Source organism: Streptomyces sp. NPDC001292, assembly GCF_042896465.1.
GTDB lineage: Bacteria > Actinomycetota > Actinomycetes > Streptomycetales > Streptomycetaceae > Streptomyces.
Window position 1 is genome coordinate 1 of sequence record NZ_JBIAXG010000047.1, and the last position, 18,264, is coordinate 18,264.

Below are 18,264 nucleotides of genomic sequence, written 5' to 3' on the forward strand. Positions count from 1 at the left end.
TCCTGACCAGGTACGAGACGAGGCGCTGAGCAGCTTCCCGCTGTCTCACGGCTTGGATGGGTGTTTCCTCTCACCGTCGTGGCATTTCCTCAGCCGGGATCGTCTGGGCGGCTGCGGCGACGCGTTTCCCGAATCGGGTCAGCTTCATGGCCCTGCCGCGCTCTGCCCGCTCGAAGAGGGGCTGCCCGAGGTCCTCTTCGAGACGGTTGATCTGGGTCACCAGAGCGGACTGGCGGATGCCGAGGCGGCTTGACCTGCCAGTCTCAGATTCGTGTCAGATATGCCATCGCTTGGCCATCGCTCGTGAGATTTGGCCACGAAATCTGAGACCCTACACCGCGAGGTGGCGTCGCAGTTCGCCGGGGGCAGACAGGGAAGATCCACGCATGCCAAGGTAGACGACCTTCCCGGAAATCACGTCAGAGAGGTGATTGCCCGTGACCGCGGCTCCCGTGAGCCCCGGATTTTTTACCACCGTTGAGACCCTGCGTCTGCGTGCGTGGCAGCTTGGCCCAGGCCAGTCCGTGCTCGTCATGGACCAATTCTCCGCCGATGACTTCAACCTGGTCGTGGACGACGGGGGGCGTGCAAGTCAACTCAAAAGACGGCCGTTTCTATCTCGGATGGTTTCCGCTGGGCCGCCCCGGTACCGACGGCGAGGGATGGACGATAGCCGTCACAGGTACGGCCAAGGTGCGCGGTTACCGCATTTCTTCCGAAACCGAGACGCCGGCCGATATCGTCGCCGTCGCCGTGGCCCGCGTGCTGGCTACTTCCCAGCCCTTGTGAAGGGCGAGTTGGCTTCGCCGTTTTCGACCGGACGTGTTTCGGCGCCCGCACAGCGAGGGGTTCGAAAGCCGCTTTCCGCAAATTAAGGAGACTTCCCGTGCAGCTCATGGAGATGACCGTCGGTGACCTGGTCAAGCGTCTGTCCGCCTGCGATCCGGCTTCGCCCCTGCGGCTGGCCGTGAACCCGTTCTTCCCGATGGAGCACCGTCTCGAACAGGTCGTCGAGGCCACGGATCGGGCCGGGCGCCTTGTCGTGTATCTGGCCGAGGGCCGGAACGCGGACACACAGCTTGGTCACCTGCCGCCCAAGGTGGCCGTCGCCCTCGCCTGGCAGGCTCCCGTTCAGGCGCCCCCGCGCCGCCCCCGCCGTTCTGCCCGCCCCGCTGGCGGGCGGTGACGACGGACGTCTCTACGACGTCGTCGCGGACACGCTCGCCGGCCTCGGCTGGACCAGCCTCGCGATCGTCCGCGGACGTCAGGAGCCCGACGAGGCCCCGGAGGACCGGCAGGTCCTGCGCAGCACCGTCCTCCACATCAGTCCCGACACCCTCCGGTGGGCGCAGTGGATGCTGCCCGACGAGCCGTTCCACCTGGGCGACCTGCCGATCGCGTGGCAGATCTCCGCCCGCCAGGATGTGACTACGCCCCTTGCGCAGTGGTCCGCCTATTTCACCCCTGATGTGCCGGGCGAGGTTCTCGCCGACTTCCTCCTCGCGCTCGACGCCCGCGACGACCCCACCGCCGCGTATACTGGGCCTGGGCTGGTCCTCGATGCCGTCACGGCCCACGGCTGGCTCCGCGACGTCGACCGGCCCGACGCCGGTGCGGCGGACCCGACGTTCACCTCTCACCTCAGCCTCGGCGAGGTGCCGCCCCTGATCCAGGACGCCGACCCCCGCCTCCTGGCCGTCGAGGCGGACGAGGCGGGACCCGCCGGATGGCTGGCATGGGCGCAGCCTGCACTGGGCGCGCCCTTCTTGTGGGCCGCGTTCTTCGGTGCCAGCGTGCCGCACGACCTTGTCGCGGTCTTCGCCGCCTCCCTCAGCTCCACCGTCCCGGTCCTGCGCCGGGTGCTGCCCGAGAGCACGCGGGACCGACTCCTGCGCGCCCCGGCCGGCTGAGGGCAGGAACACCGCGCACATAAGCCCGGCCTCCCGCTTCGGGGAGGCCGGGCTGCGTGGTGTTCCGGACTGATCGCTCACTGTCTCAGGGCTGTCGCCGAAGGGCCAGGTACAACCACGGCGCCCCCGGTCGTCCGTGTGACCGGGGGCGCCGTGGCATACGGAGGAGTGTCAGCGGGCTGCTGTCGCTTGGCGAGAGCCTGGTCGAGTGCCGGTCGACGAGGGCGGGTGAGCCGGAGACGAGGAGAGCTTGTCGGCGCTGTCGCTGTACAGCTCCTCCGAGACCTCCGAGCTGGTGCCGGCCGTGTAGGTGAAGGACGCCTTCGCCTGGCGGCGGAAGCCGAGCGAGCCTGCGGTGGCCGCGTCACCGCCCAGCTGGTTGAGGGCGGGGCAGCCGAGAACCGTCACATCGTCGTGCTGCGTGGTGCCCTCGGGCTTGCGCGTGTAGCCGGCGCCCAGGTCGCTCTCGTCGAGAAGCAAGGGCTCCAACGCGGCCGACGACAGCGGCGTCGTCTCCTGCCCGCTGTTCGCCGGAATGCCGACGCCGGCGGAGGAGACGGACCGGGTCTTGCTGGAGTGGGTGGAGCAGGCCGGCAGAGCGAAGACGGTGACGGCGGTGAGGCCGAGGACGGTGGTGGCGACACGGACGCGCACGGCAGGACCCCTTGGTGCCGGGGGACAGTTGGGCAGCGCGGGCCGACGGGCCCGGCGGGGTCGTAGGGGAAGGGGTCAGTGGCCGAGGTGCCGTAGGCAGTCCTCGAACGTCGCGTGCGTCGCGTCCGAAGGACCGGAGTGCCGGTTGAACCAGGCGGTGTCGAGACGCGTTTCGAGCCGCTGGTGGCCGGCGCGGCAGCGCAGCCACACCTGGCCGCGGGTGGAGATGATGAGCCAGTCGCGGTACGTCCCGCACTGGGCGCAGGCGACGACCTCGTCGTCCAGGACGATGGGCCAGGGCCAGGGCATCATCCGGCCTTCGACCTGATCGTGGCTGGGCACCCGCAGCTCCGGCGGCAGGAAGTTGTCGACCACGGACGCCGGCTCAGTGGGCGCCTCCGCGGCGGTGGCCGGCTGCGCGGGGTGCGGCGGCAGCTGGTTCGCGACGATCCGCGCTTCGAACTCTGCGTGCCTGCGCAGTATCCCGGCGATCTCTTCCTCCGCGCGGCGGCGTCTTATCCGATGGAACAACCGTGGTCCTCCCTCGGGGTCCCGGAGCGCCGACTGGACCGTCGTGGCCAAGAACGTGTTGGTGCTTGCCCGCGTCAATCACGAGGAGCCCTACTGGGCCGAGGAAGCAGCCCAGAGCCCGACGGCGAAAGGCGGAGTCTTCGACCTGGGCGAACTCCTCGCTGCGCTTGTGGCGGCCGGATTCCATATGGCGGTCATTCGGGGTCGTCGGACCGGCCGGCGTTCTCGGGGCTGCTGTCTGCCCGCATCGGCAGCCCCAGCGGCCGAGCGTCGCGGTGAGCCCAGATGTCACCGAGGACGACTTGGATGATGCCGGTGACGGGAATCGCCAGAAGGGCACCGAGGATCCCGGCGACTTCGGCGGCGATCAGGATGGCCAGCAGCACGGTGAGGGGGTTGAGTTTCACCGTCCGGGACAGGATGACCGGTTGCAGGAGGTGGTTCTCGGCCTGCTGATAGACGATGAAGAAGACGATGGCTCCGATGCCGGCCGGCAGGGAGTGGACGAACGCTGCTGTGGAGGCGACGACAGCCCCTATGGTGGCCCCCACCAGGGGAATGAGGCCGGTCAGGGCGACGAAGAGGGCCAGCAGGCCGGCGAACGGCACTCCGGAAACCAGCAGCACGACGTAGGTCAGGAGCCCGCAGATGAAGCTGATCAGCAAGTTTCCGGTCAGGTAGCCGTTGACGGTACGGGCGCACGCGGCTCCGACCCGGCGTATGCGGGCCGCGGGCGCCTCGTCCACGAGGGCCAGGGACCGAGCTATGGCCTTGGGGCCCTCCAGCACCATCAGATAGGCCAGGACGAAAATCGTGAGAGCGCCCGTCGCGGTGGTCGCGGCACTGCGGACGAACTTCAAGGCGGGCGTGCTCAGTCCGGTGGCGAACGCGCGGATCTGCGCCTGATGCCGCTGGACGTACTGCAGAGCGTGCGTCCGCTCCAGCAGGTTGCCGACTGGCCCGCGGCCGGCCCGGGCGTCCCTGATCATCGCGGGCAGACGATCGGCGAACCGGCTCCCCTCCTGAGCCAGGGGGATGACGAACAGGGCGACCACCGCGCCGACGGCCGCGGCCGCAGCCAAGAAGACCAGCAAGGTGGCCACCGACCGTCGGCACCGCGGCACCCGTCGCTGCAGCGCCTCGACCGCCGGATGAAGGGAGACGGCCAGGAACAACGCGATGACCGCCCAGATCAAGACCCGGCGAGCCTGCACCACCAGCTCAATCACGACGTAGGTGGCGAGCACCAGACCGATGGTGGCGAGGATGGTTCGCACCGGAACCGGACGCGCCGCCATGGGCACTGAGTGCCCAGCCCCGGTCACGGGAAACGAGGAGACCTCCTCGCCCGGTGTGAGCCGTGATTTCCCTGCGCTGTCGCACTTGCCGGCCTCTGGCACGGGCTGCGGCAAGTCGCCTCCGGCCGCCAGGGGAGGAGGCGGACACAACCAGCGGATGCCTCGGCCGTCCCCCATGGATCGCCGCCGAGGCGGCCGTGTCCGGCTACGGCGGCGCCGGCACCAATCGCTGGGCCACCGGTCACGTCCTGGGCATTGACCGCCTCGGTCGGCTGGCGCCGGAGAAGGCCCCGGCCGGCTCTCATCTGTACGCCGCGGCTGAAGAGGGCACCATGGTAAGGAGATCATCCAGACCATTGGCCGGCACCCGAGCGTCCCGACCGAGCAGGCCGCGGAGCACTTCAAGGGCCTCCCGTTCACCACCCTCGACACTGGCCTGATGGCTGATGCCGTGCAGTGGGAGCGGTAGCGGGCCTTCTGCGTGAGCGCGCTTCCGCGGCTCATCCACATCCTGATCCGCGCGCCGCCCGACCCCGGCGCACGCAGGTTGAGGAGACGGCGTCGGCCCGGCGATGGTGGAGGAGTTGCGGGGACCGGTCCAGGGCGCGGTGGACCTTGATGGCGGTGGCGGGTCGACCACGAACGTCCCAGGTGCGGATGCCCAGACCGAGCCGCAGGCTGGTGCCGTAGGCCGTAACTGTCGAAGGAAATGCCATGGAGACGGTGGCCGCAGGTGCGATCGCCCGACCGCCGGCCCGGTGGGGGACGGCGCCATCAGCTGCGGGCGTGATCGCGGCAGCCCTGCTGCCGCCAGTGATGTGCGCCGGGCTGATGCATGCGGCTTGTCGGTACGTGCCGTGACCGAGAACGCGTCGCGACCGGCGACCGGCGCGCGGCGGCCCTATCTGATCGTGAATCCCCATTCGGGGGGAGGGAAGGCGAGCAGGTTCCGGATTGCGGAACGAGCCCGTGCGTTGGGGGCTCAGGTTCTCCTGCTCGATCCTTCCCGGCCCCAGGACCTGGCGGCGGTCGCGCGACGCGCGGTGGATGACGGTGCGGATCTGCTGGGGGTGGCCGGCGGAGACGGCACGCAGGCACTTGTCGCCGGAGTGGCCGCAAAGAGCGGTGTTCCTTTCGTGGTCATTCCGGCCGGCACCCGCAACCACTTCGCGATGGACCTGGGCCTGGACCGTGCGGACCCCTCGGCCGCGCTGGAGGCCCTCACGGACGGCGTCGAGCTGCGCGTGGACCTCGGGTTCGCGGGCGAGCGGGTGTTCGTCAACAACGTCTCGTTCGGCGCGTACGCCGCCCTGGTGCAGGACCCGGCCTATCGGGACGACAAGATCGGCACCACGGTGCGCATCCTTCCGGAGTTCCTGGCCCGCCACCAGGGACCGCACCTGGTGGTGCGCGCCGGGCTGCTCACGGTGGAGGGGCCGGATGCCGTGCTGGTGAGCAACAACCCCTACCAGGTCGATGACCCGGCCGGACTCGGCAGGCGTGCGCAGCTGGACTCCGGGCTCCTGGGAGTCCTGGCCGCCAGGGCGGAGACGCCCGCCGAGACGGCCGCCCGGCTGCGCAGCGGGCAGACGCACGGCCTGACCCATCTCGCCACACCCGATGACGTCGTCGTCCACGCCGACGTCCCGGTCATCCCCGTCGGGCTGGACGGCGAAGCCGTCACCCTGCCGACACCCGTGCGGTGCCGGATCAGTCCCCGGACGCTACGGGTACGGGTCCCCCGCCATCGGCCGGACGCCGCGCCCGCCGGGCGGCCGCCGGGCTGGGCCGCCGTCCGGCGGATGGCCTCAGCCGTCGGGCGGGCTGCTCGCGGCCGTCACACCGGCTGACCGCAGCCCGCACCGGACCGAGTGACCGACGGTTTCATCCGGCGCTTCACGATGTGCTCCGGACCGATCGGCTCGCTGTCCGACTTCGTGACCTTCGCGGTGACGCTGTGGGTCTTCCACACCGGCTGGTTCGTGAACTCGCCTGCCCCACGGACCCTGGTGATCTTCGCCATCCGCACCCGCCGCACCCCGTTCCGGCGCAGCCGCCCAGCCTCCCCCTGACGCCGACGGCACTGGGTGTCATCGCCCTCGGCGCCGCCCTGCCGGCCACCCCCCTGGCCTCCGTCCTCGGCTTCCAACCCCTGCCGACCGCCTTCTTCGCCGCCGTGGCCGCCATGGTCGTCGTCTACCTCCTCCTCGTCGAGCTCGGTAAGCGGATCTTCTACCGGACCGCGCGGCCACCGGCTCGCCCACAACCCGCTCTCGGCCACCGGCACCTGCGCCGCCGCGCGGCACGGTTCAGCACCATCACCCGACTGCCGCATCCGCAAGCCCCCCGCCGTCCGCCGGCGAACGGTCCACACCCGACGGGCACCACCGCGTCATTCCACTCGCTCACTCCTCGGACCTCATCTGCGTGATCCGCCGGAATCCTGCACCCGTCCGCCATGCGACTCAGCATTTTCCGGCCGGTCGTGCTTCTACGGCCGACGCAGTCGGTGATCCGCCTCGCAAAGCAGACTTCAGCAGAGCGCTTGCGGCCCAGCTTGGGGCCTGGCTGCTCGCAAGGTGCGGACGGTTACTGGCACTGCGGGCGCCATTCGAAGAGCAGGATGGTCGCGTCGTCCCGCAGTTGGTTGCGCTGGTGGTCGAGGATGGCGTGGATGAGCAGCCGCAGTGCCTCGGCCGGACGCCGGCCGACGGCGTTGGAGCGGATGATGAAGTCGGTGAACCGGTCGAGGCCGAACTCCGCGCCGTCGGCGTCGCGCGCCTCCACGACACCGTCGGTGTAGAGCAGGACGCAGTCGCCCGGTTCCAGTTTCGTCTCGTGGACCTGCCGGGCTGCCGGGGCGAGCGGGCCGGCCAGGCCGATCGGCGGCTGCGGAAGGCTGCCCAGCGCCCCGGCGAGCACCCGCTCGGCACGGATCAGCAGCGGTGGGGGATGACCACAGTTGACCCAGCGCAGCACCCCGGTCTCCGCGTCGAGGCGGCACAGCACGCCGGTGCAGAAGTGGTCGGGGAGCCACAGGGCGAGCGCCTGGTCGACGCAGCCGACGACGTCGGCCAGGTCGCCACCGCCGCGGCGGGCGTTCCGCGCCGCCGCCATGGCGACCGACGTGGTCAGGCCGGCGGTCAGATCGTGCCCCATGCCGTCAAGGATCATGGTGTGCAGTTCGTTCTTGACCACCGAGTGGTCGAAGGCGTCCCCGGCGATGTCGTACGCCGGTTCCAGGACCGCGGTCGAGATGCACCTGCTGCTGCCGATGGTGCGCGGCGGCAGGAAGGCCCGCAGCATCTCGGCGGGCAACCCCATGGTCGCGGTGCGGGTACGGGAGGCGAGCCAGTCGCTATAGGCACGCTTGGAGGAGATCAGCATGGCGAACAGATGGGCCAGCATCCGACTGCGACGCATCCGCACCCCATCGAGCGAGGCGGTCCGTACCTCCAGCACGCCCAGCCGCTCCGCACCATCGACCAGAGGCATCCAGACGATCAAGCCGTCATCGGTCTCGACCACCCGCGGAGAGACCGTGCGGTACGCCCAGCCGGCCGACGAGCGGTCCACCGGCAGCGGCTCCAAGGCCTCGTCGAGTGGAATGAGCAGCCGTTGTTGCAGGTCGACGAGGTAGATCAGCGCGGTGCCCAGGCCGAGCGCCGAGGCGCACTGGTTGGCCAGGGCGGGCAGTTCGACCGGCAGGGCCGTCTGCGCCTCGGTGATCAGCTGTTCCAGCCGATTCTCGTCAACGGCGGGGGCGGGATCGGCGGACGCCTGCGGTGGGTCCGACACGGGGATCACCCCTTCCCTGCCCAGTCTCACTCCGATCCCGTCGTCTCTCACGTGTGAGACGGGGCAGACAGCAGAGCGGGGTCAGCGGGTTCGTCGGCGCTCGTGCCGTGGTGGGCTCTCGGTCGGGAATGAGGGATCTGTTCCGGGATCTTGGACGGTTCCTCGAAGGTGAACTCGGTGGCCAGTGCCTGGACCCCGGCGTCCTCGGCCGCGGCGGAGGGTTCGATGCGCGCGGGCGCTCGCTGACCATGTTGACCGGGCTGCCTTCGGCTGCTTCAGCTTCCCGGCTCACGTCTGCTCTTCAGAGCCTGGGGAAGCGCACGCAAAGGGAATTACTGGAGCTGGCGGCGGGAGCAGGGAGGTCCAGCGCGCTTCGGCCCTGATCCGCCGCAGCTCCGATGCTGCCGCTGCGGTGGTCACACCGTGGACGACTTCTCCACTCCTCTGGCTCGGGCGGAAGGTGAGTACGGCCCTGATGAGCCGATGCCCGAGAACGCCCCGGCCAGTTGGGCGCGCCGCGCGACGCCAGGATCGCCACCACAGCCGCGCCCACTGCGATGGGCGTGAAGGTCCGCTCGCCGGCCGATGACCCGCGGATGTTGCGCGATGTCGCCGCTTGCCGCGTCCGGCCGATCAGTGCTGGGGGTGCGGACGGGCGTGGAACAGGGGGCGCCGCTGGGTGGCCGTGCCGGAAGCGAGATGGCCGATCTCGACGCGTGTCCTGATGGCGCGGATCACCTCCGTCAGGCCCAGGACTATAGCCATGACGCCGACCACCAGGGTGAGGGTCGCGATCGAGGCGAACGGCATGATGATCATCACGACGCCGGCCAGAGCGCCGATGATGCCGAAGGCCACGTGCCAGCCGCGTGCCGGCATGTCCGGGGCGGAGGCCGCCGCGGCCGTCTCCAGGGTGCCGCGCAGCAGCCAGCTGAAGCCGATCCACAGGGCGAGCAGCAGGATCGACTGCAGGGTGCCCCGGAAGCAGATCAGTCCCAGCAGGATGGAGGCCGCGCCGGTGATGAAGTGCAGTACGCGAAGATGCCGACGGACGTGGGTGCCGAAGGCGGCGGCGAGTTGGAAGACACCGGTGACCAGCAGGTAGACGCCGAAAAGGATGCCAACGACGCGGAGCGTCGCGCCCGGCCAGACCAGGGCGATGACGCCCAGGGCGATGGTGGCGAGGCCCATGGTGAGCAGGATCTGCCAGCCCATGTTCGCCAGGGCGGCCATGCCTTCGGCCAGGGGCGTCTCTTGCGTTTGCGGTGTCTCTCGCGTTCGCGGCTCGGTGCCGCGCGGGGGAACGGGGCCGGGGGAATCGGAAGGAGATGTCATGACACCTGCCTCCTTCTGGGAGCAGCGTGGTCACGCCCGTACATGTCCATCGTCATCCGATCAGCCTCGTGTTGCTCGGTGGAGAGGGCGGGGGGCGTGGTGCATGAGGTATTCCACGGGCAGGCTCCTCCGGCCTGTTCACCGACGCGTGCCCCGATTGTTACGCTCCGTTCTGTGGGAGCCCGGGGTGCGATTTCCCCGGGCCGCCCGACGCCGGCGGCCGTAGGACATGTCTTGGTGTCCCGTTGGGGTTGACACGTCGGTACTCATGCGTGGGGGGTGATGACGGCGCGTCCTTGGATCTTGCCGTCGTGCAGGAGCTGGTAGGCCTCGTTGGCGTCTTGCAAGGGGAAGTGCTCGACCAGCATTGTGATCTTTTCCTGCTGGGCGAGGGTGATCACTTCCATCAGTTCGGTGAGGGAGCCCCAGTAGGGCGAGGCGACCGAGCACTCGTGCGGCGGGCTGGAGAAGTTCACGGGCAGGGCTCCGCCGCCGAGGCCGACGATGGTCAGGTGGCCGAGCATCCTGGCCACCCGAGCGGCCATCCGCAGTGTCGGGTCTGTGCCGACCATGTCCAGCACGAGCTGAGCGCCCTGCTGTGCCGTGATGTCCTCGATGCGCGCGATCGTCTCGTCGCCCGAGAGCAGAGCCTCGTCGGCGCCCATGCGCTTGGCGGTTTCCAGTTTGCCGGCGTCGGTGTCCACGGCGACGACGGTGGTCGCCGCGCTGAGCGTGCGCAGAATCTGGATGGTCATCTGCCCCAGACCGCCGGCCCCGATCACGACCGCGGTTGAGCCCGGTCCCAGCAGGTGCAGCGACCGTTTGACGGCGTGATAGCTGGTCAGTCCCGCGTCGCTGAGCGGGGCGGCCTGGCGGGGGTCGAGGGTGCCCAGCGCAATGAGGTATCGCGCCGCCGGGACCAGCAGGTACTCGGCCATGCCGCCGTCGTGACCACCTCCCAGGCCCGGGCCCTGACCACTGAGCTTCTGGCAGTAGTTCTCCCGGCCCTGACGGCAGTTGGCGCACATGCCGCAGCCCCAGGAACCATAGACGATCACCGGGTCTCCCGGCGCGAACCCGGTGACACCCGGTCCCAGCCGTTCCACCCATCCCGCGTTCTCGTGGCCGAGCGTGAAGGGCGGGTTCGTGAAACCGGGTAGCGGTGCGGGTGCCTGCATGATGTGCAGATCGGAGTGGCAGGCCCCGGCACCTGCGACCTTCACCAGGACCTGCCCCGGCCCGGGCTCGGGCACCGGCACCTCGCGCAGCTCGGGCGGTTGCCGCCAACCGACGAGTTGGAAAGCACGCATAGCGGCCCTTTTCCTCACACCGGGTCAGTCGTGGATGCCGTCGATGTCGACCAGGACGTGCCGCGGGCCGCGGAAGATCTGGTTGTGCCGGTACGGCGGCGGATCCTCGACGAGCCGGGGGTTCTGCACTCGGCGGACGAACTCGCCGACCGCGATCTGGACCTCGAGCCGCGCGAGTGGAGCGCCGAAGCAGAAGTGGATGCCCTGGCTGAATCCCAGGTGCTGGTTGTTGCGGCGTTCGAGGTCGAGTTCGTCGGGATCGGTGAACCGTTCAGGGTCGCGGTTCGCCGAGCCGTACGCCAGGAAGATCGGCGCTCCCTTCGGGATGGTGGTGCCGGCGACGTCGATGGCTTCCACGGCGGAGCGGGTGTGCCAGAACTGCACCGACGACTCGAAGCGCAGCAGCTCCTCCACCCCGGTCACGATCAGCTCGGGCCGGCGGCGCAGCGTCTTGAGCGCCTCGGGGTGGCGCAGCAGGGTGAGCACGCTGTGGGCGATGAGGTTGACCGTGGTCTCATGGCCCGCGAAGATCAGGAGCAGGGCGTTGCTCGTGAGCACGCTCTTGGACATCCGTCCCTCCGGGCCGTCCTCGTTCACCATCGCTGAGAGCATGCCCGGGCCGGGCTGGTCGGCGTACCGGTCGAGCAGCTCAGCTGCGAACTGCCCGAACTCCTGCACGGCCTGACGGCCCCCGGCCCGCCGGCTCCGGATCTCTTCGGAGGCGGCCTCGGGGCCGAAGTCCAAAGCGTCCAGGGCGGTCTCGATCCAGTGGTGGAAGCGCGGCTCGTCCTCCAGCGGCACGCCCAGAACCTTGCAGATCACCGTCACTGGCAGGGGATAGGCGAAGTCGTCGACGGCATCGATCCGGGTCTTGCCCTGCATGCCGTCCAGCAGGCCGTCGACGATGCGGCGGATCTCGGGCTCCAGGTCGGAGATCAGGTGAGGCGCATGATGTGGGCCGACGAAATGCGGCGTCATCGTCCGGCGATCCCGATCGTGCTCGGGCGGATCCTGGGTGATGATGTTCGGCTCGGTCAGCGCCTCCCTGATCGGCTCGGCCTCCGCCGAGCCCTCCGCCGGGGCCGCGGCCGGGACGGGACACTTTCGGGGATCCGAACTGACCCGGGGGTCATGCAGCAGCGCGACGATCTCCCGGTAGGTGCTGACGACATAGGTTCCATCCGGCTGCCGCGCCACCGGTGTCTTGCGCAGTTCCTCGTAGAAGGGGTACGGATTGGCGCGGTTGGCGTAGCGCAGGGCCTGCTGCCAGGGGGTTTCCTCGACCACGAGGCTCCCCTCCTTCTTCCTGTCGGTGCTGTCCGCCTGCACGCTTGGCCCGGCGGGCGCGTCAGTGACGTCGGGGCCGGAACTCGGCCGTCCGCTCGCTTGGGGCATGGCCGGTCAGGACGACGTCGGGGATCGCCGTCGGAACCCTTGGGTCCGGGAACTCGGCCGGCATCGGCTTCGTGTCGGGCGGCTGGTCCCAGCCCGGCGGCGGAGGCGGGAACGGACCAGATTGCTCGATCAGCTTCCCGTAGTACTCCAGCCACTTGCCGTGATCGAACGTGACGGCCGCGACGATGCGGCCCCGGTGACCGTAGGCGGCGGCGAAACGGCGCTCCGCGACGGACCCCTGCGTGAAGACGATCTCGTCGCCGAAAGGCGGCACACCGACGGACTTGATATTGACGCCGAACTGACCGGACCAGAAGCCGGGTAGCAGCAGATGCGGGCGATAGTGGGGCTCGAGGTTCACCATGTTGTGCGCCGCGACCTCGGCACCGAAAACGGCGTTGTCCCAATGCTCCATCGCCAGGAACTGGTACTCGTACAGCACATGCGGCGCACGCGCCACATCCCCTGCCACGTAGATGCTGTCGGTGACCACACCGTTGATGTCGAAGGCACGACCACCGGCGTCGCACCCGACACCCCAGAAGCCGGCCGCCAGCCCCGAGCCCTCCAACCATTCCACGTTGCGGATCGACCCCAGCGAGGCCACCACCACGTCGGCGTCGACGGTGGATCCGTCCGAAAGCTCGGCACGCCGCACATGTCCGGCGCCGTCGCCCTCAAGTGACGACACGCCCAGCCCGCAGCGCAGGTCCACGGCGTGATCGCGCTGCATCTGCGCGGCGATCTCCCCGATCACCCCGCCGAGCGCGCCGACCAGCGGCGCCGAACCCCGCTCGACGACGGTCACCAGGAGATCGAGTTCCCGGCAGACAGAGGCCACTTCCGAGCCGATGAACCCGGCGCCGATGACCAAGACCCGCGACGGCGCTTCGGCCAGCGCTTTCTGCAGCTGCGCGGCATCATCACGCGAGCGAATCGTATGGACCCCGTGCAGGGCGGCCTCGGTCGGGTTCGGCCACTGTCGCGCGCGGGTGCCCGTGGCGATCAGCAACCGGTCGTACGGGACCCGCTCGCCGTCGGCCAGGCGCACCTGCTTGGTGTCCCGGTCCAGCCCGGTGGCGGCCACCCCGAGCCGCCAGTCCGCATTTACTTCTCGCATGCGGGGCAGCTTGGTGTGGTCGGCCGGCACCCAGCCTTTGAGCACTTGCTTGGACAGCGGGGGACGGTCGTAGGGCTCGTACGGCTCGTCCCCGATGATGGTCAAAGAGCCGGTGAAGCCCTCCTCGCGCAGGGTTTCCGCGGCCCGCAACCCGGCCAGGGACGCACCCACGATGACGATCCGGCCGTTGGCCCTGAACTCGCGCACCAGCTCTGCCACCGTTGCCGGCAAGGTCATGACGTCTCGCCCCGCTCCGCGCCGTCCAAGCGGTCGATCACGATCGCCTGCACCGGGCAAGCCGCAGCGGCTCGCTCAACCTGCAGGCGCCGCTCGTCATCGGGGTTCGGCTCATAGGTGAGCGCCTCCTGACCGTTCAACCTGAAGACCTCGTGCGCCAGATACACGCATTGTGCGTATCCCTGGCAGCGATTCAGGTCCACGACGATCCGCATGGGCAGACTCCTTCCGTTCTGCCTCCCGCCCCACGGCGACCATCGACGCGGTCATGAAGCCATGGAACGGTTCTCAAGCCTCCCATCAGGCGACCCGGCTGGATGCCCTACCCATCGCCCCGCCGAGGCCACCGACTGAGCAGGTTCGGTCTTGTTCGCTGCGTCGCTGCCTTGACGGTGACGCTTGTCGGCTGTGAGCGTCACCGTTCGAAGGGCGCGGTGCACATCGACGGCGTCACCATCAAGGTGTGCCCCGGCCGTTGTGCCCTAGAAAAATACTCGTCCCGCCTTCCGACGATCGCAAACCCGCTGTTGCGGAAAACAAGCTCTCTCAGGCCGATGTAACTCTTGATCATTTACCGGTTCATGCAGGTAGCGGGCTTCCGGAGAGCCTGTCCGCAAAGAAGCGGCCACCGTGATCATGAGCGTTTGTGGAGACAACACGGCCCCCGGCCGACCGAGCCGGCTGAAGCCGCTGATCACGCCTTGCACGGCCCGGTCACCACCTCGATGACCTCACAGTGGAGTGCCACCGATGGTCCCGGGCCGATGCAGTATGGGCAGCAGGCGGAGGACAGCCGGACGTTCTTTCAACTGCTGGCGCAGGAGTTAGTCCTCGACCGCTGCCTGGTGGAAGGCTCCGACAAGAGCTTCAACGTCGGCCTTGAGCCGGGCGGTCTCCTCCGCATCGGCAGCCCGTAGTTCCTTGAGGCGACGGATCTGCTTACGCGGCGCTGCTCGCTGTCCGGAGCGCCATCTCGGATGCGGACCCTGTCGCCCGGGCGCGGCGGGCGTCGTCCATCCAGGCGGCGGCAACCCCGGGGCTGCCCGGTCCCACCTCGAGGCCGGGATGCGCGGGGGAGGCGGTGACGGGGCGCGGAGTGCGCTGGCGGACGGTGAGCCCACTCGCCGTCGTGGAAGGTGCCGGCACCCGCGGCACGGCTTCCGGGGCAGGCGCCAGGCGTGCTGACGGCGTCGTCTGCGCGGGGGCCGGCTGAGGCGGCTTGGGCGTCGTCAACAGGGCCTGCGGCAGCACGATGACCGCACGGGTCCCGCCATACAGATTGGGTGCTGCCAATTCGATGCGGAAGCCGTACTGGTTGGCGAGGACGGACGCCACGCGCAGCCCCGTCTGGGGGTAAGCGCCGCGCCGCAGGTTTCCTGCGTGGAGGGGCGCCGGCAGGTTCTTCGTCTGCTGGTGGTACAGGCCATGTAAGCCGTTGATCAGCCGGTATGGCAGCCATGGAGAAGGTCGGAAGGAGGCTGGCCTGCATATGGTCCGGATCTTGGTCTCCGATGTCATCACCAGGGTCCATCTCTGCTGGGACCTGGTCCGGACGTCAGCGGCAAATGTGCTTCCAAGCGGAGCGGCCGTGATGGGGACGATGGGAAGCGAAGCCCTGATGCTCCGGGCGCGGGCAAGCTGCCCCGGCGGGGTGCCGGCGCCGGGGATTGGACGCCGGTGGGTGATCCACAGCGGGGGCTCGGTTTGGCAGATTGACGGAGGCGGCACCGTGCACCTCCCCTCCTACTGTGGGGACCGTGACCGGAGGGATAGTTGGGGGTTATGGCATCCAGGAAGCGCATCTACGACGCCGAGTTCCGTGAGGGGGCGGTACGGATCGTGACGGAGACCGGGAAGCCGATTCCGGAGGTGGCCGAGGATCTGGGCATCCACCCGGGGACGTTGCACAGCTGGGTCTCGCGGGCCCGGCGCAAAACTGGACCAAGGCGTCCTGGACGGATCAAGGGGTACGCGACAAGGTCGGAGCCACCCACCTTCCGCTGCCCGGCCTGCTGCACGCATTCCTCAACGCCGGACTGGTACTTGAACAGTTCGCCGAGCACGGTGCTCCCACCCCGGTCGTCATGGCTGTCAAGGCGCGCAAGGCCACATGACGCCCTCAGAAGGCTTCTCGAAACCGAGTGTGGAGCTTGGTTTGTGCTGGTCAGGCATAGTCGGCATCGCCGTCAGCCTCGCGGTGGCACCCGAGCGGACGTTGGCCTCGATCGCCCTCGATCGCAACGAACTCGTCGAACTCGACAGCAGCTCCCTGGAGTTCGAGCAGGACACGGTCGAGGTCCGGCATATCTCCGGCTTATCCCATGTCGACCACCACCTCGACTGGATCCGGAAGTCGCGCTTGGCCTTGTCGCAGCGCACATCGATGCCGGGTGAGCGGGCACTGCCGCCGTCGACCTAAGGTCGATTCGTACGGCGTGCCGGGATGCGTCCTGACGCAGTACGTCCCCGAGTACCAGATGGACGCCGCCCGCTACCCGGCCGCCGCGGCCCACTTCTGGATGGTCCAGAACAAGTCCGCGCTCAAGGACCTGGGGACCATCGCCAAGCCGCTGCACTACCGCCCCGACGCGGACAACGGCCGGGTGAACTCCACCTGGACCAAGAAGAAGATCCGTAACCGCGTCTGCGGCTACTACGGCGGCAACCGGGCCGACGGCTACGTCCCGACCAAGGGATTCGTGCCACACCCGTACACGTTCCTGCACCCGGAGTTCCGCCCGCAGGTCCCCTTGCCGAACCCCGACAAGGTGAACTGTGACGAGGTGCCGTTCGCCTCGACGTACGAGACCGTCGGCCTGCCCGCCACCGCCGGCGGGTTGAACCCGGCCGGCACGGCCGGCGGCGGCGAGTGCATCCAGACTGTGGCGGCGAAGGTCGACGACGGCAGTGAGCACCTCCTGGATGACACCCGCTACGACGCGCCGACGTTCAGCGAGAAGTGCGGCCGTTCCTCGATGTCGGGGTACGTCAACCAGGGCGCGATGAACAAGTACGGAAACGAGTTCCTCTCACAGATGCGGGTCATCGACGGCGACGAGTTCGCGATCGACGCGGGTGATCTGTGGTTCAAGGGTTGCGACACCGGCGCGGCGACTCTCGTCTGCGAGATGAAGAAGCCGTAGCCACCGCACTCTGCCCGGGGCCCGCCCGCCAGGCGGGCCCCGGGCAGAGTCACGGTGAGTGGACGGGGTGCCAGTGCTCCAACGCATTGTCCAGCAGAGGAGCCTCGGGGTCGTCCCAGATCAGACAGCCCCACACCAGGCCGGGCACATCGGGGCCCATGGCGTCGGCCGGCCCCTCGGTGAGCGTGCGGTGAACGGCCTCGAGATAGGCGGCGATCGACGGATACCCGGGCTTGTCGCACGCGAGATTGTCCGGCAGCGACCAGGGGCCGGCGCCGTCCTCGCCCACGTAGAGCCCCGACTCGGGTCCTGCCTCGTCGCCGGTCAGCCAAGGCACCACCGCGGAGCCCCACATATCGCCGCGCCCGACCTCCGGCAGCCGCGGCCGGAGAGCATCCTCCGGACCGAGCAGAACCCCGCCCGGCAGGAACGCCCCCGAACCGACCTCGCCCGCTTCCTCATTGGCCTCGATGTACTGGTGCTCCACACCGCCGCACAGCCGCCACAGCGCCGCCAATTCCGTGGGCAGCCCGAACCCGACGGCATGCCTCAGGCGGGAGTCGGCCGCGGCGATCTCCTCCTCCGTCGCGGGCGCAAGGAGAGAAGCGTGGGAGACGGGCGCATGCTCGGCGAGCCAGCCGGTCACCTTCCGCCAAGCAGCCGCGACCCGCTCGACCTCACTGGTGTGTTGAACAGACATTCGCCCACCGTAGCCGCCGCATGCCCAACTCACCACGACCGAGGCGAGTTCGCCGGCGGCGGAACGGCCGAGCCATGATCCGCCCGGATCTCTGAGCTGTCAGAACAGAGTCCCCTGCCCGTCCGGCACACGCGGCTTCTTGGCGCTCGCCGCCGGGAGAGCAGCCTTCGGTGCGGTGCGGTGCGGGTGCGGGTGCGGGTGCGGGTGCGGGAGACGCCTCTTCCTGCACCTGCGTCTTGCGCTTCCGCCCGCGCTTCCCCCGCGGTGCGGGTGCACTGCCCGCCAGCACCTTCTTCAACCGGTCCCGCGCCCGGTTCTCCAGCTGCCGGGTGCGCTCACGCGTGACTCCGTACTCCTCGCCGATCTCCCCCAGCGTCTGACGCTCGCCGCCCACCAGCCCGCAGCGCCGCCGCATCACGTCGGCCTCGCGCTCGCTGAGGCAGCAACTCCTCCACACGCTGCCGGGAGTACTTTGGAGCGAGAACCTCCTCAGGAGTGGGCGCAAGGTGCAGCGCCGCCACCAGCTCCCCCAGATGTGTTCCGTCGCCGATCTCGCGGTCCAGGGAGTCCGTCGGCCGGCTGAACCGGCGCACGGCGTCGACCTCGGCCACGGTGAGGTTCGCCGCCACGGCCACGGCGCCGGCGGTCAGGGATTGGCCCTGGGCGGCCAGCCGTGCCTCGACCATCGCGACCTTGCGCACCTTCTCGTGCAGATGGATCGGGATGCGGATCAGCCGGCTCTCGTTGCCGAGCGCCCGCTCCAGCGCCTGCCGGGCCCACCAGGTCGCGTACGTCGAGAACTTGAAGCCCTTACGACGCGGCGCGGGCCGACC

The 18,264-nt window shown here is 69.3% G+C and carries 19 protein-coding genes and 2 pseudogenes; 8 read left to right on the top strand and 13 right to left on the bottom strand.

What is annotated here, in order from left to right:
* Nucleotides 1-70: 70 nt before the first annotated feature.
* Nucleotides 71-220 (bottom strand): LysR family transcriptional regulator, encoded by a 150-nt coding sequence (locus ACFY4A_RS34505; protein ID WP_390833257.1) that lies wholly within the window; start codon nt 218-220, stop codon nt 71-73.
* Between the two features lie 217 nt (nt 221-437).
* Between ACFY4A_RS34505 and ACFY4A_RS34510 the strand changes: the two are divergent.
* From ACFY4A_RS34510 to ACFY4A_RS34520, 3 genes and pseudogenes are all read left to right on the top strand, one after another.
* A pseudogene (locus ACFY4A_RS34510) lies at nt 438-789 on the top strand (DUF317 domain-containing protein).
* A 106-nt stretch (nt 790-895) separates the two neighbouring features.
* The gene (locus ACFY4A_RS34515) at nt 896-1,186 is read left to right on the top strand and encodes a hypothetical protein (protein WP_390833314.1); all 291 of its coding nucleotides are present in this window, start codon (nt 896-898) and stop codon (nt 1,184-1,186) included.
* Nucleotides 1,080-1,910, top strand: coding sequence for a DUF317 domain-containing protein (locus tag ACFY4A_RS34520; RefSeq protein WP_390833258.1), 831 nt, complete (start codon nt 1,080-1,082; stop codon nt 1,908-1,910). The genes ACFY4A_RS34515 and ACFY4A_RS34520 overlap by 107 nt, the downstream gene beginning before the upstream one ends.
* Nucleotides 1,911-2,081: 171 nt before the next feature.
* Here ACFY4A_RS34520 and ACFY4A_RS34525 read toward each other — a convergent pair whose 3' ends face one another.
* The 3 genes from ACFY4A_RS34525 to ACFY4A_RS34535 form a co-directional block, all read right to left on the bottom strand.
* Nucleotides 2,082-2,564 carry a hypothetical protein gene (locus tag ACFY4A_RS34525; protein WP_390833259.1) on the bottom strand — a complete coding sequence of 161 codons (483 nt, stop codon included), beginning with the start codon at nt 2,562-2,564 and terminating at the stop codon, nt 2,082-2,084.
* 75 nt (nt 2,565-2,639) lie between these two features.
* Entirely contained in the window at nt 2,640-3,095 is a 456-nt protein-coding gene (locus tag ACFY4A_RS34530) for a hypothetical protein (protein ID WP_390833260.1), read from the bottom strand.
* 194 nt (nt 3,096-3,289) lie between these two features.
* Nucleotides 3,290-4,393: an AI-2E family transporter gene (locus tag ACFY4A_RS34535; protein WP_390833261.1), complete on the bottom strand. Its 1,104-nt coding sequence runs from the start codon at nt 4,391-4,393 to the stop codon at nt 3,290-3,292.
* A 572-nt stretch (nt 4,394-4,965) separates the two neighbouring features.
* On the opposite strand from ACFY4A_RS34535, the gene ACFY4A_RS34540 reads away from it, so the two are divergent.
* A complete protein-coding gene (locus tag ACFY4A_RS34540) occupies nt 4,966-6,243 on the top strand; it encodes a diacylglycerol/lipid kinase family protein (RefSeq protein ID WP_390833262.1) in 1,278 nt (425 codons plus the stop codon).
* On the opposite strand, the gene ACFY4A_RS34545 is transcribed toward ACFY4A_RS34540, so the two are convergent.
* The 7 genes from ACFY4A_RS34545 to ACFY4A_RS34575 form a co-directional block, all read right to left on the bottom strand.
* Entirely contained in the window at nt 6,231-6,728 is a 498-nt protein-coding gene (locus ACFY4A_RS34545; RefSeq protein WP_390833263.1) for a hypothetical protein, read from the bottom strand. The genes ACFY4A_RS34540 and ACFY4A_RS34545 overlap by 13 nt on opposite strands.
* Nucleotides 6,729-6,982: 254 nt before the next feature.
* Nucleotides 6,983-8,191 (bottom strand): PP2C family protein-serine/threonine phosphatase, encoded by a 1,209-nt coding sequence (locus tag ACFY4A_RS34550; RefSeq protein ID WP_390833264.1) that lies wholly within the window; start codon nt 8,189-8,191, stop codon nt 6,983-6,985.
* Nucleotides 8,192-8,824: 633 nt separating this feature from the next.
* Complete coding sequence (locus ACFY4A_RS34555; protein ID WP_390833265.1) at nt 8,825-9,526, bottom strand: HdeD family acid-resistance protein; 702 nt, start codon at nt 9,524-9,526, stop codon at nt 8,825-8,827.
* Between the two features lie 266 nt (nt 9,527-9,792).
* Complete coding sequence (locus ACFY4A_RS34560) at nt 9,793-10,836, bottom strand: NAD(P)-dependent alcohol dehydrogenase (protein ID WP_390833266.1); 1,044 nt, start codon at nt 10,834-10,836, stop codon at nt 9,793-9,795.
* 24 nt (nt 10,837-10,860) lie between these two features.
* Nucleotides 10,861-12,123 carry a cytochrome P450 gene (locus ACFY4A_RS34565; protein WP_390833267.1) on the bottom strand — a complete coding sequence of 421 codons (1,263 nt, stop codon included), beginning with the start codon at nt 12,121-12,123 and terminating at the stop codon, nt 10,861-10,863.
* 61 nt (nt 12,124-12,184) lie between these two features.
* A complete protein-coding gene (locus ACFY4A_RS34570) occupies nt 12,185-13,588 on the bottom strand; it encodes an NAD(P)/FAD-dependent oxidoreductase (protein ID WP_390833268.1) in 1,404 nt (467 codons plus the stop codon).
* Complete coding sequence (locus tag ACFY4A_RS34575) at nt 13,585-13,803, bottom strand: ferredoxin (protein WP_386576192.1); 219 nt, start codon at nt 13,801-13,803, stop codon at nt 13,585-13,587. The genes ACFY4A_RS34570 and ACFY4A_RS34575 overlap by 4 nt, the downstream gene beginning before the upstream one ends.
* Before the next feature lie 549 nt (nt 13,804-14,352).
* On the opposite strand from ACFY4A_RS34575, the gene ACFY4A_RS34580 reads away from it, so the two are divergent.
* The 4 genes and pseudogenes from ACFY4A_RS34580 to ACFY4A_RS34595 all read left to right on the top strand — a co-directional run bounded on the left by ACFY4A_RS34580 (nt 14,353) and on the right by ACFY4A_RS34595 (nt 16,731).
* A complete protein-coding gene (locus ACFY4A_RS34580) occupies nt 14,353-14,505 on the top strand; it encodes a hypothetical protein (protein WP_390833269.1) in 153 nt (50 codons plus the stop codon).
* A gap of 865 nt (nt 14,506-15,370) precedes the next feature.
* A pseudogene (locus ACFY4A_RS34585) lies at nt 15,371-15,514 on the top strand (transposase); the annotation flags it as partial.
* Nucleotides 15,515-15,698: 184 nt separating this feature from the next.
* A complete protein-coding gene (locus ACFY4A_RS34590) occupies nt 15,699-16,007 on the top strand; it encodes a hypothetical protein (RefSeq protein WP_390833316.1) in 309 nt (102 codons plus the stop codon).
* Nucleotides 16,008-16,023: 16 nt separating this feature from the next.
* Nucleotides 16,024-16,731, top strand: a complete 708-nt coding sequence (locus ACFY4A_RS34595; RefSeq protein ID WP_390833270.1) for a hypothetical protein — start codon at nt 16,024-16,026, stop codon at nt 16,729-16,731.
* Nucleotides 16,732-16,780: 49 nt separating this feature from the next.
* On the opposite strand, the gene ACFY4A_RS34600 is transcribed toward ACFY4A_RS34595, so the two are convergent.
* Both ACFY4A_RS34600 and ACFY4A_RS34605 read right to left on the bottom strand, forming a co-directional pair.
* A complete protein-coding gene (locus ACFY4A_RS34600; protein ID WP_390833271.1) occupies nt 16,781-17,431 on the bottom strand; it encodes a hypothetical protein in 651 nt (216 codons plus the stop codon).
* Nucleotides 17,409-17,888, bottom strand: a complete 480-nt coding sequence (locus ACFY4A_RS34605) for a sigma factor-like helix-turn-helix DNA-binding protein (RefSeq protein WP_390833272.1) — start codon at nt 17,886-17,888, stop codon at nt 17,409-17,411. The genes ACFY4A_RS34600 and ACFY4A_RS34605 overlap by 23 nt, the downstream gene beginning before the upstream one ends.
* Between the last annotated feature and the right edge of the window lie 376 nt (nt 17,889-18,264).

Bases quoted from the DNA above. Each gene is read 5' to 3' on its own strand.
- ACFY4A_RS34560 (WP_390833266.1), bottom strand. From the start codon at position 10,836: ATGCGTGCTTTCCAACTCGTCGGTTGGCGGCAACCGCCCGAGCTGCGC.
- ACFY4A_RS34600 (WP_390833271.1), bottom strand. From the start codon at position 17,431: ATGTCTGTTCAACACACCAGTGAGGTCGAGCGGGTCGCGGCTGCTTGG.
- ACFY4A_RS34575 (WP_386576192.1), bottom strand. From the start codon at position 13,803: ATGCGGATCGTCGTGGACCTGAATCGCTGCCAGGGATACGCACAATGC.
- ACFY4A_RS34515 (WP_390833314.1), top strand. From the start codon at position 896: ATGGAGATGACCGTCGGTGACCTGGTCAAGCGTCTGTCCGCCTGCGAT.
- ACFY4A_RS34555 (WP_390833265.1), bottom strand. From the start codon at position 9,526: ATGACATCTCCTTCCGATTCCCCCGGCCCCGTTCCCCCGCGCGGCACC.
- ACFY4A_RS34590 (WP_390833316.1), top strand. From the start codon at position 15,699: ATGACGCCCTCAGAAGGCTTCTCGAAACCGAGTGTGGAGCTTGGTTTG.
- ACFY4A_RS34570 (WP_390833268.1), bottom strand. From the start codon at position 13,588: ATGACCTTGCCGGCAACGGTGGCAGAGCTGGTGCGCGAGTTCAGGGCC.
- ACFY4A_RS34535 (WP_390833261.1), bottom strand. From the start codon at position 4,393: ATGGCGGCGCGTCCGGTTCCGGTGCGAACCATCCTCGCCACCATCGGT.
- ACFY4A_RS34545 (WP_390833263.1), bottom strand. From the start codon at position 6,728: ATGCGGCAGTCGGGTGATGGTGCTGAACCGTGCCGCGCGGCGGCGCAG.
- ACFY4A_RS34580 (WP_390833269.1), top strand. From the start codon at position 14,353: ATGCAGTATGGGCAGCAGGCGGAGGACAGCCGGACGTTCTTTCAACTG.
- ACFY4A_RS34540 (WP_390833262.1), top strand. From the start codon at position 4,966: ATGGTGGAGGAGTTGCGGGGACCGGTCCAGGGCGCGGTGGACCTTGAT.